Origin of the sequence: Dinghuibacter silviterrae (assembly GCF_004366355.1) — a bacterium.
GTDB lineage: Bacteria > Bacteroidota > Bacteroidia > Chitinophagales > Chitinophagaceae > Dinghuibacter > Dinghuibacter silviterrae.
Window position 1 is genome coordinate 127,198 of sequence record NZ_SODV01000002.1, and the last position, 12,593, is coordinate 139,790.

The following is a 12,593-nucleotide window of genomic DNA, read 5'->3' on the forward strand; positions in this document are numbered from 1 at the left end:
TCCTACATTCGTTTGCTAATAAACGATCGTTATGCCCCAAGACCTCTTTCAGTCTCCCGACTACTATCTCCTGGATGAGCTGCTGACCGACGAACACAAGATGGTCAGGGATAGCGTACGCGCTTATGTCAAAAAGGAGATTACGCCGGACATTGAAACATACGCACAAAAGGCCGAGTTTCCAACACACGTGATCAAGGGGCTCGGCGCCCTCGGATGTTTTGGTCCGACGGTACCCGCTGAATATGGGGGCGGTGGGTTGGATTATATTTCCTACGGGCTGATGATGCAGGAGCTCGAACGGGGGGACAGCGGTATCCGGTCTACCGCTTCGGTCCAGGGGTCGCTCGTGATGTTCCCTATTTATGCTTACGGGAGCGAGGCACAAAAACGGAAATACCTGCCCAAACTGGCTACGGGGGAATACATGGGTTGTTTCGGCCTGACCGAACCCAACCACGGGTCCGATCCGGGGAGTATGCAGACCAACATCCGGGAAGACGGGGATCATGTTGTCCTGAACGGGGCAAAGATGTGGATCAGCAACGCTCCTTTTGCGGACATCGCCGTTGTGTGGGCAAAGGATGCCGCGGGCGTCGTCCGGGGTGTGATCGTGGAGCGGGGCATGGAAGGTTTTACCACGCCGGAGACCCATGGGAAGTGGTCTCTGCGCGCGAGCGCCACCGGGGAATTGGTTTTTGACAACGTCCGTGTCCCGAAGGACCATATCCTTCCGGGCGTCCAGGGGCTCAAGGGGCCCCTCAGTTGTCTGACCAAAGCCCGGTTCGGCATCGCCTGGGGCGCCGTGGGCGCCGCCATGGATTGTTATGATACCGCCCTTCGCTACAGCAAGGAGCGCATACAATTCGGGAAGGCCATCGGCGCCTTCCAGCTCCAGCAAAAAAAGCTGGCCGAAATGATCACCGAGATCACCAAGGCCCAACTGCTCAACTGGCGGTTAGGTATCCTTATGAATGAAGGCAAGGCCACCCCCGCGCAGGTCTCGATGGCCAAACGGAACGGCTGTGAGATAGCCGCGGGTATTGCACGGGAGGCCCGGCAGGTACTCGGTGGTATGGGCATTACGGGAGAATTTTCCATCATGCGGCACATGATGAACCTGGAAAGCGTGATCACCTACGAAGGCACGCACGACATCCATTTACTGATCACCGGGATGGACGTCACCGGGTTCAACGCGTTCAACTAGATTTTTCTGGAATTGTAATTGGAGCAATTGGCGGAAAACCCCGCCGGGTCGTCCTTCGAGTGCGTCGAACGACCCCGACTCCACGATCCGGCCTTCCTGGAGGACGAAAATGCAGTCCACGTGACGGATCGTGGACAACCGGTGCGCGATGATGAGGGTCGTCCGGTTGCGCATCAGGCCTTCCAGCGCCTCCTGGACAAGGTGTTCGCTTTCGGAGTCCAGGGCGCTCGTGGCCTCGTCCAGGATGAGCAGGACCGGGTCCTTGAGGATGGCCCGGGCAATGGCGACGCGCTGGCGTTGCCCGCCGGACAGCTTGATCCCCCTGTCTCCGACGATCGTGTCCATTCCGTCGGGGAAGCCGTCGATAAAGGACAGGGCGTTGGCCTGCCGGGCGGCTTCGCGGATGGCCTCCTCGGATGCCCCGGGACGCCCGTAGGCGATGTTTTCCCGGATCGTTCCGCCAAAAAGCAGGACTTCCTGCGGGACCACCGCCATCTGGCGGCGAAGCGCCCGGAGGTCGAATTCTTTTGCGGGCTTGCCGTCAAAAAGGATCGTGCCCGAAACGGGTTTGTAAAAACCAAGGATGAGCTGCGCGATCGTTGACTTGCCGGCGCCGCTTTGCCCCGCCAGCGCGATCTTCTGACCGGGTTGTACGTCGAAGGAAATGCCTTTGAGGACTTCTATGTCCTTGCGGGTGGGGTAGGCAAAATGAAGGTGGTCGAGGGTGATGGCGCCGTGTATGGGATCCCTGACGGGCTCCGTTGTATCGAGGGCGGCAAATTCCCCGGGCTCTTCCATGATCTCGAACAACCTTTCGGAGGACCCTATGGACCGGCTGAGCCGGCCGAAAAGATCGCCAAACTGGGCGACCGCGCCGCCGATAAAGCCGACGTATAACATAAACGAGACCAGGACGCCGCTCGTCAGGTCACCGCTTTTGATCAGCGTCACGCCGTACCAGAGCACGACGGCAAAAGAACCAAACAAACCCGACGACAACAGGGTCGCGAACCCGCCCCGGTACACCGCCCCCTTTATCCCCAGGCGCACCACCTTGTCAAGGGACGTGCGGTACCGCCGGGATTCGTATTCTTCGTTGGAGAAGCCTTTTACGGTATGGATGTTTTGCAGGGTCTCCTCGGTGATGACGCTGGTAGCGGCCAGGGCGTCCTGGCGTTCCCGCGCCAGGCGGCGTATAAAGCGGCCATAGAAAAAAGTGGCCACCACCAGCGCGGGCACGATGGCGATCGCCAGGAGGGTCAGCCGGGCCGAAGCGGCAAAGGTAAAAGCGATCCCAAAGATGATGGCCACCAGTTGCCGTGCAAAATCCGGCAGGGTGCCGGACAGCATGTCTTGGAGCTGGTCCACGTCATTGGTGCTGCGGCTGATGATTTCCCCTACCCGGCGCTCCTCAAAAAAACCGATACTTAGCGTCATGAGGTGGTCGTAGAGATGGGTGCGCACGGCCGCCATGGTCTTCTCCGTCACCTTTGCAAAAAGGCTTACCCGGAAATACCCGACGGCGGATTGAAGGACGAGGACAGCCGCCAGTGCGATCCCGACGGCGGTCGTATCGTGCCAGGGTCCCGGCTTCGGATGGGCGGAAGCGCTGTCGATGAGCTTCCCCATCAGGAATGGAATGACCATCCCGGCAAAACTGCCGAGCAATAAAAAGATAGAGGCAAGGATAAAGGGCGCCCGGTAGGGGCGGAGGAAACGAAAGATCCTGAAAACCTGTTTCAGGTTGGAAAGGGTGAGCGGTTTTCGGGGTTGTGTTTTGGCCATTCGGGGGAATTGACTCCCCAAAGGTAGCCTAAAGCGCGATCCCCGAGTAGCGCCGGTCGCTTTCCAGGATTTCCTGCTGCTGCAAAAGGATGCGCTGGATTTCTTTCGGTATGTTCTGGAGGTCCTTGATGACTTGCCGGTAGGCCTTCAGGGCAATGGCGTCCCAACGGAAACAGGCTTTCCGGTCAACGCCCCTGGACTTCGGGACCGGGCCTTTCCACCCGAAGTGGAAGTCTTCCGGGAGCTGGTTGTATTGCACCAGGAACTTGATCAGTTGCATGTTGAAATGCACCGTCCGCTCTTTGGTCTGGGCGCAAAGGGACTTGAAATTGGAATCGTGTGTTTTCAGCATGGCGCGCGAATACGACTTGAACCGCTCGTTGTTGATGGCGATCAATTCGCTGACGTGCTGTACGATGGGATCGGATGTGGAGGTGGTGTGTATCATCGGTCGTGTATGTTTACATAGGTGGGTGTTTTTTTAACTTTCGGGCTTTCCCGCGCGACGTGTTTAGGACCTAAGCGTCACATTGAACAGCTTTAGCTGGACAAACGCGCAAAGGATCCCGTTGAGCTGGGCCCTGATGAGAGACCTCACGTCTTCATAAGGGGTATATTCGTTGAGAAAGTCGCGATAGGCCTTTACGATGAAGTTCTCGGAAGAATAACACCGGGCGAGTACCTCGGGTTCGGCTTCCGCGACGGAAGTTTCATCGGTGGCGGACTTCGGATCCAGACCCATCAGGTTGTATTTCCGTTCCGGTGAGGAGGGATGGGGTTTGCCGCCCAGGCTATGGATCTTGGACGTGATTTCCGTGGCATACTGGCTGCTTTCCAAAGCCACGCTGGTAATCGTTTTTCGGATTTGTTTATCGGATACGGACTCCGCTACCTGGTCTAATCCGACCTTCAACTCGTGCAAGATGTCGAGGAGGTCATTGAGTTTGCGTGCTACATACTTGTTTTTACGAATCCTGGCAGGAGAAAGAGTCACGTGTTCCATAGATAAATATTTTTCAGGTTAACAAAATCATCCGTACTTCCCTAAATCGTCGCAAGCGCTCATTTCGGTGCAAGTTCCCGTATCGATAGCAAGTTCTTTTTAGATGGTGCAGGGGCGGTAGTAAATGGCTACAAGCGCTATACCAAAAAATGTGGATTGGCCCTGCCAGAGGTAGAAGGGCTAAGGTACACCTTTATCCCGGAAAAGCAAAGACATTAACATTCTTTCAAGGTTTCCGCCGGGGCGCCCATCGCCTCCAGCAAGAGGTCGTTGAAATTGGCTAAGGACGAGAGTTTTAAGTTGGCCGCGTGCCAGCGGAGCTGGCGCTGCTGGTCGGGTGCGGGAACCACCACACACGACATCCGGGCTGCTTTTGCGGCGATCATGCCGTTGAACGAGTCTTCGAATGCCACGCATTCCAGGGGCGACACACCCAACGCCCGCGCACATTCCAGGTATACCTGGGGGTGAGGTTTGCCAAAGGGGAGGTACTCTGCGGAAGTTTTTACCTGGAAATAGTCGCCAAATTGTCCAAGGTCTTCCACAGTATCGATCAGCCGCATGGGGGAGGAACTGGCCAGCCCGATCTTGAAGCCGCGGGCCTTGAAGAAGTCCAGGATATAGGGCACACCAGGCTGGAATTTCGGCCGGGCCTTTACCTTTTGGATGACCAGGTCGACCAGGTCCGTCTCGGCGGTGTCAAGATGGTCGGGCGATATGCCGAAAAAGGAAAACCACCAGGTCAGGAATTCGCGGGTGCGCAGCCCCGTGTGCTGGTGGTACTGCTCGTTGGTGAGGCGCACATTAAAGCGGGCAAGGATCTCTTCGGCAGCTTCTCCCCATAAGGGTTCGGAGTCAATCAGCAGGCCGTCCATGTCGAAAATTACAGTCGTGGGTTGCATCGGCGCAAAGGTAAGACATAGTTTTTTTGGTTGGATCGGCGCCAATTCTCTATTTTGCGGGCCCGAAGCATGATTGGAATGAGTAAGCTTGCCGAAAGAATCAGAAAGATCAGAATAGTGAAGGCCTTGGTGTATTCTGTGGTGGGCGCGCTGTCCTATCCCGGGTTGGCTTTGCGGAACCGGATGATCATCCGCGGTACCGAGCACCTGGAGCATCTCCCCGACCGGAATGTGTTGTTCGTCAGCAACCACCAGACCTACTTCGTAGACGTGATTGCTTTTTTGCACATCTTCTGCGCGGTGAAATGGGGCAAGCGCAACAAGCTCGGGATTCCCTATTACCTGTTGTCCCCCTACACCAACGTACACTACGTAGCCGCGCACGAAACCATTTCCAAGAACTGGGTCACCCGGATCTATTCCCTGGCCGGCGCCATCTCCGTAAAGCGGACCTGGGTACAAGGCGGCAAGGAAGTCCGCCGGGGCCTGGACCCATCGGACACGCGCAAAGTAGAGCGCGCCCTCGACCGGAGCTGGGTCATCACCTTTCCGCAGGGCACGACCAAACCCTTTGCCCCCGGCCGCAAGGGTACCGCCTACATCATCAAGAAAAGCCAGCCCATCGTGGTCCCCATCGTCATCGGCGGCTTCTGGCGGGCATTTAAAAAGAAAGGGATCGGCGTCCGCAAAGCCGGCACCCAACTGACCGTCGACTTCAAACCACCGCTGGACCTGGACTACAACGAATCCACGGAGCGCATCCTCGAACAGATTATGGATGCCATCGAGCAGGGGCCTGAGCATGCGCACCGGCACCACCCGCACGAGTAGAACATTTTTGTTATATTTAGTTCCAAAATACTTGCTATAATGGGATATATGCGCTCGCTTGCCTTGGCTGTCCTTCTTTGCTCCGGTATGGCCATTCCCCGGGCTTACGCCCAAAAGCCCTTTTACCTCGGTGTCGAAGGTGGCGTCGGGATTCCTAACCTGACGGCAGGTGGAAGCTCCCCTGTTAGCAAAGGATACTCCTCTATCCTGGGCCCGGATTTCGGCGTTTTTGCGGAATATGGCTGGAAGAAACGGTGGTCACTCCGGGCCGAGCTGAGTTTCGTTACAGAGGGTGGGAAAAAGAACGGGGTGCAGGCGATCCCGACGGCTCCTTTTGCCGCTTATTTTCCCCAAGGGTATACACCCCCCGAGTACTTCTATGCGACCTTTTACAGCAAAGCCCGTTTAAACTATCTTCAACTGCCCCTCCTGGCTAAATACAAGATGCCGCTCGGCGCCCATTGGACATTGTCGGTCAACCTGGGCCCTTATGTCGCTTACTTACTCAACGCCAAGACCATTACAAAGGATTCCAGCATGATCTATTACGACCCGCAGGAGCAGCAGCCCTTCCCCGTCGGTAAACAGGACTTTTCCGGGACGGAAGACATCACCGACCAGATCCACCGGTTCAACTGCGGGTTCCAGGGGGGGATCGCGATCGAACATCCTTGCGGGCATGGGTACCTTTTCCTCAATGCGGGGGGATCCTACGGGGTGATCAATATCCAGCGGTATGCGGAGGATGGGAAGAATAATACCGGGTCCGCGACGGCGGTCATCGGGTACGCGTTGCGGATACGATGACGTCCTTTCCGGGCTTATTTGAAGAAAAGCGCCTTGAGCTCGTCCGCCTGGTCGGGCTTCATTTTGCCGCCCAAGATCAGCCGCAACTGCCGGCGGCGAAGCGCGCCGTCATACAACGCCGTTTCTTCATCGGTTTCGGGAATGATCTGGGGCACCGGCCGGGGTTTACGGTTGGGGTCCAGGGCGACGAACGTAAAATAGGCTTCGTTTGATTTGTAGCGGTACTGCTGGGTGCTGTCTTCTCCCCACACCTTCAGGTACACCTCCATGGACGAGGTAAACGCTCGGGTGACCTTGGCCTCGATGTGTACGATGTTACCCAGCTTGATGGGATTTTCAAAGGAAATATTGTCGACGGATGCCGTGACCGTGGGGGCATTGCAATGCTTCCCCGCGGCGATCGCCGCCGCAATGTCCATCCAATACATGAGCCGGCCCCCCATCAGGTTTCCAAACCCGTTGGTATCGTTGGGCAGGACAAGCTCGGTCATGATCGTGAGCGTGTCCTTCGGCGTCTTGCTGGTCATCGCTTTCATAATTAGAGAACGACCATAGCGTCGCCGTAGCTGAAGAAGCGGTATTTGTCCTTGATCGCCTTTTTGTACGCTTCCATCGTCAGTTCATAACCCGCAAAGGCGCAGACCATGATCAGAAGGCTCGTCTTGGGGAGGTGGAAGTTGGTCACCAGGGAGTCGGCGATGTTGAAATCGTAAGGAGGGTGAATAAACGTATTGGTCCAGCCTTCGGAGGGCTTTAACAGCTTTTGGGCCGTTACCGAAGATTCCAGCGCCCGCATGGTGGTCGTCCCGACCGAGCAAATGCGGTGCCCTTCTTCCTTGGCCTTGTTGACGATCTTGCAGGCAAAGTCGTCGATCCGGTAATATTCGGCGTCCATCTTGTGCTTGCTCAGGTCCTCCACCTCGATCGGGCGGAACGTACCCAGCCCCGTGTGCAGGGTGACTTCGGCAAAGCGGATCCCTTTAATCTCCAGACGTTTGATGAGTTCGCGGCTAAAGTGCAGACCGGCGGTGGGGGCCGCTACCGCGCCTTCGAACTTGGCGTACACGGTCTGGTAGCGTTCTTTGTCCTCTTCGTCGGGTTTGCGCTTGATGTATTTGGGAAGGGGCGTTTCGCCCAGGGTTTCCAGGATGTTGCGGAACTCGTCGTCGCTGCCTTCAAAAAGGAAGCGGATGGTCCGGCCGCGGGAAGTCGTGTTGTCGATGACCTCGGCCACCAGTTCGTCGTTGTCGCCGAAGTACAGCTTGTTGCCGACCCGGATCTTACGCGCGGGGTCCACGATGACGTCCCAAAGGCGGTTGGGTTTGTTCAGTTCACGAAGGAGGAAAACTTCGATTTTGGCCCCCGTCTTTTCCTTGCGCCCATACATTCTCGCCGGGAAAACCTTGGTATTGTTGACGACGAAAACGTCCTTGTCGTCGAAATAATCCATGATGTCCTTGAAATTCCGGTTCTCGATATTCCCGGTCTTTCTTTCTATGACCATGAGGCGGCTCTCGTCTCTCTTCTTCGAAGGGTGCTGGGCAATTAAATTTAACGGTAAGTCAAACGTGAACTGCGATAGTTTCATTTTCTAATTGAATTGACTGTGATTCACCCGTTTTTTGCGCTTCCCCCGGGTGTCATGTTACGGCATGAGTTTTTGGGGCTGCAAAGGTACGATATAATAAACAATTTGTCAAGATACGTATTTTAGAGACGCATCCGGTCCCGGCGGCCGGTTTTTTTTGTACCTAATCCGTTTCGATCCGCCCCGCCTTCATCGCGATGACCCTGTCGCAGAGGTAACGGACCACCTCCGGGTCGTGGGAGATAAAGACCGCCGTAAACCCCAGCTCCCGTTTCAGATCACCGATCAGGTTGAGTATTTGTGCCTGTACGCTGACATCCAGGGCAGACACGGATTCGTCAAAAAGGATAAAACGCGGTTGCACGGCCAGCGCCCGCGCGATCACCGCGCGTTGTCGTTGCCCACCGGAGCATTCGTGGGGGTAGCGCCCGGCAAAAGCGGCCGGCAGACGCACCTGTTCGAGAAGCCCCGGCACATGCCCCGGGCCGGCGACCTCTCCTAAAGCCCGGCCAATGGTCATCCGGGGATTCAGTGCGGAATAGGGATCCTGGAAAACGATCTGAGCCTGACGCCTGTAGGGTCTTAGTGCCCTTTGCCCCAGGACGGTCAGGTCCTCGCCGCGGAAGAAGACTTTTCCCCCGGTGGGATCGACCAGTCGCATGAGGGCCCGTCCGAGGGTTGTTTTTCCCGAACCGGACCCTCCGACAAGGCCCAGGATTTCGCCCTCGTGGACCGTCAGGCTGACGCCGTCTACCGCCTTTACGGGCGGATGTGGCTTGGCAAATAATGCGTTTTTTCCTGGAAACCAGACTTTTAGGTCCTCTGCCCGAAGCAAGGGGATCGTCTTTGCCTTTGGCGGTTCGGGAACGGTCTTCGGCGGCATGGGGGGCGGAGCCGTCCCCTCCTCCCGCCAGAAATCTTCCACCACGGGTAACCGTTGTCCCTTGGGCGTATGGCCGGGCCGGCAGGCCAGCAACGCCTTTGTATACGGGTGCCGCGGCGCGTCCAGTACCCCCGGCACGGGTCCCTCTTCCAGGAGGCGACCCCGGTACATCACGAGGACACGGTCCGCGACCGAGCGGACGAGCTCCAGGTCGTGGGTGATAAAAAGGACACCCATGTTCCTTTTTTGCTGTAAATTTTTTAGGAGCTGGATAATCCCCTGCTGGACGGTAACATCCAGGGCGGTCGTGGGTTCGTCGGCGATGAGCAGCGCGGGGCGGCAGCAAATCGCCATGGCGATCATGACCCTTTGTTTCTGACCACCGCTGAGCTGGTGGGGGTAGCGGTCGTATAGGACATCCTGAAGCAAGACATCTGCCAGGGCTTCGCGGGCCCGTTCTTTGGCTTCCCGCGCGGTGAGGCCCAGGTGGGTGCGGAGCGTTTCGGCGATCTGGAAGCCGCAGGTGAAGACGGGGTTGAGGGAGGTCATGGGTTCCTGGAAGATCATCGAGACTTCGCGGCCGCGGATATGGCGGAGGGTGTCGGGGGCGGCGTGGAGGAGGTCCAGGGTGGGCGGGGCCCCGGTGGGCGCCTGCACTTGCGGGTCGGCCCCGGCGGCGGCCCCGCCGCTTGGGCGCTCCAGCAGGATGGCCCCGCTGGGATAGCGCGCTTGCGGGATCAAACCGAGGACTGACAGGGCGGTCACCGACTTACCCGAGCCCGATTCTCCGACGAGGGCGACCCATTCCCCCCGGTCGATGTCCAGGGAAATGTCCTGCAGCGCCGGTTGGGGTTGGCCCGGGAAAGTGGCCTGCAGGTGTTGGATGCGGAGAAGGGGCATGGGCCAAACCTACGGAATTTGCGCGAAGTGGCCGCGGCTTACGCGACCGCCGCCTCTACCGGCACGGGCCCCGGCCGCGCCGCAAACCTGCGGTGGAAGTAAACCCCGGTAAAAAGCACAACCCCCGCTCCCGCGACACCGAGGACAAGGCAGGCGCGCAACAGCAGGTGGAGGATGGACTCCCCGGGCGGGGCCAGGTAACGGAAAAGCATCAGCAGGATATACCCGGTGTAGCCCACCGAATCGGCGACATACATCAGGAAGCCGCTGGTGCCGCGTTCCCGGGTCAGCGGCATCAGGCGTTCGATGAGGGTGGTGTGGACGGCCACGTACGGGAGGTAGACGCCCAGCCCGATCAGCACCATAAAAGTAAATTTGTCAAGGCCGTGTACGAGGGCCCAGACGGACAGCGGGAGGAGGATAAAACCGGTGAGGCCGGAGAGGAGGGAGAAACGGAAGGCGCGGTAGTGGTTCCACATATAGATCGTCAGGCCACTCGTGACCAGGACCCCGAGGGAGACCAGGAGTTCGGATTGGGTAAAAAGGGCGGGATCCTGGCGGTATCCCAGGCCCTTCCAGATTTCGGGGGCAAAGTCGGCGCGCAGGCCGCGGAGAAGGGTGACGAAAAGATAGATGAGGACGATGCCCGTCATCCCCGGGGCATAGGCGCGGAAAAAACGCCGCCGGATGGCCGCCGGCATGGGGACGCGTTCGGACCGGTGGGCTATGTCCGCCATGGAAGGGGCGGGGACACGGCTGAGCATCCCGATAAACAAAAGGGTGGGGACGAGGAAAAGCGCGCCCGCACAGGCGGGCATCCAGTTTTCGGGCACGCCCCGCTGAAGGAGCAGGCTGCCCACCGTTTTGGTAACACCGTCGGCCAGGATAAAGCTGGTGCAAAGACCGGCCACCAGGGCCTCGGTATTCCGTCTTCCTTCGAGGAAACCAAGCACCAGGCCATAAACGATGCCCAGACAAAGCCCGTCGAGCAAAAGGCAAACGATGTTCCAGGGACGGGGCGTGGCGCCAAAGAGCAACAACATGACTTCCGCCAGGGCGATGAGCGCTACGAGCAAGAGCAGGCGACGGCCCCGGGTGGCCTCGGAGACGACCTTGATGCCGATCCACTTGGCCAATGCATAACCGAGGGTCTGGCTGATGACCAGGAGGACCTTATAATCGAGGTGAAGAAAGGCGCTGTGCGCGTAGGTAGCTGCGGTGTAGGGCTTGCGGAAACCATACATGCAAAAGTAGGTCCCGAAGGCGGCGATGGTCACCCAGGCAGGGTGACTGTACAGCTTGCGCAGGCTCATGCCGCCAAAGTACCGATCCCGGATTAGCGCACCGTAAGCAAACGGTTAGGCACGCGCGTTAAAACCGCAGGTGCCGGACGGTCAGCCCGTTGTTGATGAGCTGTTTGAGGGAGTCGATGCCGATATGAAGGTGGCGTTCGACAAAGGAGGCCGTGACAAGCTTGTCGCTTTCCTCTGTTTTGACACCCTCGGGGATCATAGGCTGGTCGCTGACCAGGAGCAGCGCGCCCGTGGGGATCTTGTTGTGAAAGCCCACGGTAAAGATCGTCGCGGTTTCCATGTCGATCGCATAGGCGCGGATCTCCTGAAGGTATTCCTTGAACTCCTCGTCGTGTTCCCATACGCGGCGGTTGGTGGTGTACACGGTGCCGGTCCAATAGTCGACGGCGTAGTCACGGATGGTGGTGGAGACGGCTTTTTGAAGGGCGAACGCGGGGAGGGCGGGTACTTCCGGCGGGAAGTAGTCGTCCGAGGTCCCTTCCCCGCGGATCGCGGCGATCGGGAGGATAAGGTCGCCCAGCTTGTTGCGTTTTTTCAACCCGCCGCATTTCCCAAGGAAAAGCACCGCCTCCGGCTTTATCGCCGTAAGTAAATCCATGATGGTGGCCGCCCCGGGGCTGCCCATGCCGAAGTTGATGATGGTGATGTTGTCGGCGGTGGCGCACTGCATCGGCCGGTCCGGGCCAATGATGGGAACATGATGCCACTCGGCGAAGAGCTTTACATAGTTGCTGAAGTTGGTCAGCAGGATGTATTTGCCGAAGCTTTCAAGGGGCGCCCCGGTATACCGGGGGAGCCAGTTGTGGACAATGTCGTCTTTCTGAATCATAATTAATCGTCTAAATTAGCGATTTTGCTGCTATGATCCACATCACCTATCCCGACTATGCGCATGCCATCCGCGAGGAAGACGGAGCCCCTGTCATCCTCGACCCGGTCCGTCGCAAATGGGTCCGGCTCACACCGGAGGAGTGGGTGCGTCAGAACTTCCTGCAATATCTTCTACAGGTGCAGGGGTATCCGTCGTCTTTGGTTTCTGTGGAAAAGGAAATCCTTGTGGGCGAGCGCCGCAAGCGATACGACATCGTCGTTTTTGACCGCGATACCCGGCCCTGGTTGCTCGTGGAATGTAAGGAGACCTCCGTTGCGCTGGGGCCGGATACATTGGAACAGGCGTTGCGGTACCACATCCAGGTGCCGGTGCGGTACATCGCGATCACCAACGGGCATTACACGTATGCGTGGGAAAAACGGGAGGGGAGGCTGTCGGAAATGACGGCGCTCCCCTCCTGGGAATAAGATCGGGCCCGGCCGGGACCCGCCGCAGGCCAGCGGGCCTTCGGCCCGCGGCGGCCGCGCAGCGGCGAACGC

13 protein-coding genes are annotated in these 12,593 nt (G+C 58.1%); 4 read left to right on the top strand and 9 right to left on the bottom strand.

Annotated features, from left to right (window positions below; translation table 11 throughout):
- Positions 1-31 precede the first annotated feature (31 nt).
- Complete coding sequence (locus tag EDB95_RS17735; protein ID WP_133995448.1) at positions 32-1,210, top strand: acyl-CoA dehydrogenase family protein; 1,179 nt, start codon at positions 32-34, stop codon at positions 1,208-1,210.
- Here the strand turns inward: EDB95_RS17735 and EDB95_RS17740 are convergent.
- From EDB95_RS17740 to hxpB, 4 genes are all read right to left on the bottom strand, one after another.
- Positions 1,163-2,995 carry an ABC transporter ATP-binding protein gene (locus EDB95_RS17740; protein WP_133995450.1) on the bottom strand — a complete coding sequence of 611 codons (1,833 nt, stop codon included), beginning with the start codon at positions 2,993-2,995 and terminating at the stop codon, positions 1,163-1,165. The two genes, EDB95_RS17735 and EDB95_RS17740, sit on opposite strands and share 48 nt — an antisense overlap.
- A gap of 28 nt (positions 2,996-3,023) precedes the next feature.
- Positions 3,024-3,443: a hypothetical protein gene (locus tag EDB95_RS17745; protein ID WP_133995452.1), complete on the bottom strand. Its 420-nt coding sequence runs from the start codon at positions 3,441-3,443 to the stop codon at positions 3,024-3,026.
- A gap of 63 nt (positions 3,444-3,506) precedes the next feature.
- Complete coding sequence (locus tag EDB95_RS17750) at positions 3,507-3,998, bottom strand: DUF2383 domain-containing protein (RefSeq protein WP_133995454.1); 492 nt, start codon at positions 3,996-3,998, stop codon at positions 3,507-3,509.
- Between the two features lie 215 nt (positions 3,999-4,213).
- A complete protein-coding gene (hxpB, locus tag EDB95_RS17755) occupies positions 4,214-4,900 on the bottom strand; it encodes a hexitol phosphatase HxpB (protein WP_133995456.1) in 687 nt (228 codons plus the stop codon).
- Between the two features lie 78 nt (positions 4,901-4,978).
- Here hxpB and EDB95_RS17760 point away from each other — a divergent pair, with 78 nt between their 5' ends.
- Complete coding sequence (locus tag EDB95_RS17760) at positions 4,979-5,731, top strand: lysophospholipid acyltransferase family protein (protein ID WP_133995458.1); 753 nt, start codon at positions 4,979-4,981, stop codon at positions 5,729-5,731.
- A gap of 48 nt (positions 5,732-5,779) precedes the next feature.
- Positions 5,780-6,538 carry a porin family protein gene (locus tag EDB95_RS17765; RefSeq protein WP_162852664.1) on the top strand — a complete coding sequence of 253 codons (759 nt, stop codon included), beginning with the start codon at positions 5,780-5,782 and terminating at the stop codon, positions 6,536-6,538.
- Between the two features lie 14 nt (positions 6,539-6,552).
- On the opposite strand, the gene EDB95_RS17770 is transcribed toward EDB95_RS17765, so the two are convergent.
- From EDB95_RS17770 to EDB95_RS17790, 5 genes are all read right to left on the bottom strand, one after another.
- Entirely contained in the window at positions 6,553-7,065 is a 513-nt protein-coding gene (locus tag EDB95_RS17770; RefSeq protein ID WP_133995462.1) for an acyl-CoA thioesterase, read from the bottom strand.
- An 11-nt stretch (positions 7,066-7,076) separates the two neighbouring features.
- Complete coding sequence (queA, locus tag EDB95_RS17775) at positions 7,077-8,126, bottom strand: tRNA preQ1(34) S-adenosylmethionine ribosyltransferase-isomerase QueA (protein ID WP_133995464.1); 1,050 nt, start codon at positions 8,124-8,126, stop codon at positions 7,077-7,079.
- A gap of 163 nt (positions 8,127-8,289) precedes the next feature.
- Positions 8,290-9,909: a dipeptide ABC transporter ATP-binding protein gene (locus EDB95_RS17780; RefSeq protein WP_133995466.1), complete on the bottom strand. Its 1,620-nt coding sequence runs from the start codon at positions 9,907-9,909 to the stop codon at positions 8,290-8,292.
- Positions 9,910-9,947: 38 nt separating this feature from the next.
- A complete protein-coding gene (locus EDB95_RS17785; RefSeq protein ID WP_133995468.1) occupies positions 9,948-11,222 on the bottom strand; it encodes a DUF5690 family protein in 1,275 nt (424 codons plus the stop codon).
- A gap of 58 nt (positions 11,223-11,280) precedes the next feature.
- On the bottom strand, positions 11,281-12,051 hold the full coding sequence (locus EDB95_RS17790) for an AMP nucleosidase (RefSeq protein WP_133995470.1): 771 nt from the start codon (positions 12,049-12,051) through the stop codon (positions 11,281-11,283).
- Positions 12,052-12,083: 32 nt separating this feature from the next.
- Here EDB95_RS17790 and EDB95_RS17795 point away from each other — a divergent pair, with 32 nt between their 5' ends.
- Positions 12,084-12,521 (top strand): type I restriction enzyme HsdR N-terminal domain-containing protein, encoded by a 438-nt coding sequence (locus tag EDB95_RS17795; RefSeq protein WP_133995472.1) that lies wholly within the window; start codon positions 12,084-12,086, stop codon positions 12,519-12,521.
- Positions 12,522-12,593 lie beyond the last annotated feature (72 nt).

Coding starts and splice junctions, on each gene's coding strand:
- EDB95_RS17770 (WP_133995462.1), bottom strand. CDS start 7,065: ATGACCAGCAAGACGCCGAAGGACACGCTCACGATCATGACCGAGCTT.
- hxpB (WP_133995456.1), bottom strand. CDS start 4,900: ATGCAACCCACGACTGTAATTTTCGACATGGACGGCCTGCTGATTGAC.
- queA (WP_133995464.1), bottom strand. CDS start 8,126: ATGAAACTATCGCAGTTCACGTTTGACTTACCGTTAAATTTAATTGCC.
- EDB95_RS17780 (WP_133995466.1), bottom strand. CDS start 9,909: ATGCCCCTTCTCCGCATCCAACACCTGCAGGCCACTTTCCCGGGCCAA.
- EDB95_RS17735 (WP_133995448.1), top strand. CDS start 32: ATGCCCCAAGACCTCTTTCAGTCTCCCGACTACTATCTCCTGGATGAG.
- EDB95_RS17785 (WP_133995468.1), bottom strand. CDS start 11,222: ATGAGCCTGCGCAAGCTGTACAGTCACCCTGCCTGGGTGACCATCGCC.
- EDB95_RS17760 (WP_133995458.1), top strand. CDS start 4,979: ATGAGTAAGCTTGCCGAAAGAATCAGAAAGATCAGAATAGTGAAGGCC.
- EDB95_RS17740 (WP_133995450.1), bottom strand. CDS start 2,995: ATGGCCAAAACACAACCCCGAAAACCGCTCACCCTTTCCAACCTGAAA.
- EDB95_RS17790 (WP_133995470.1), bottom strand. CDS start 12,051: ATGATTCAGAAAGACGACATTGTCCACAACTGGCTCCCCCGGTATACC.
- EDB95_RS17765 (WP_162852664.1), top strand. CDS start 5,780: ATGCGCTCGCTTGCCTTGGCTGTCCTTCTTTGCTCCGGTATGGCCATT.
- EDB95_RS17745 (WP_133995452.1), bottom strand. CDS start 3,443: ATGATACACACCACCTCCACATCCGATCCCATCGTACAGCACGTCAGC.
- EDB95_RS17750 (WP_133995454.1), bottom strand. CDS start 3,998: ATGGAACACGTGACTCTTTCTCCTGCCAGGATTCGTAAAAACAAGTAT.
- EDB95_RS17795 (WP_133995472.1), top strand. CDS start 12,084: ATGATCCACATCACCTATCCCGACTATGCGCATGCCATCCGCGAGGAA.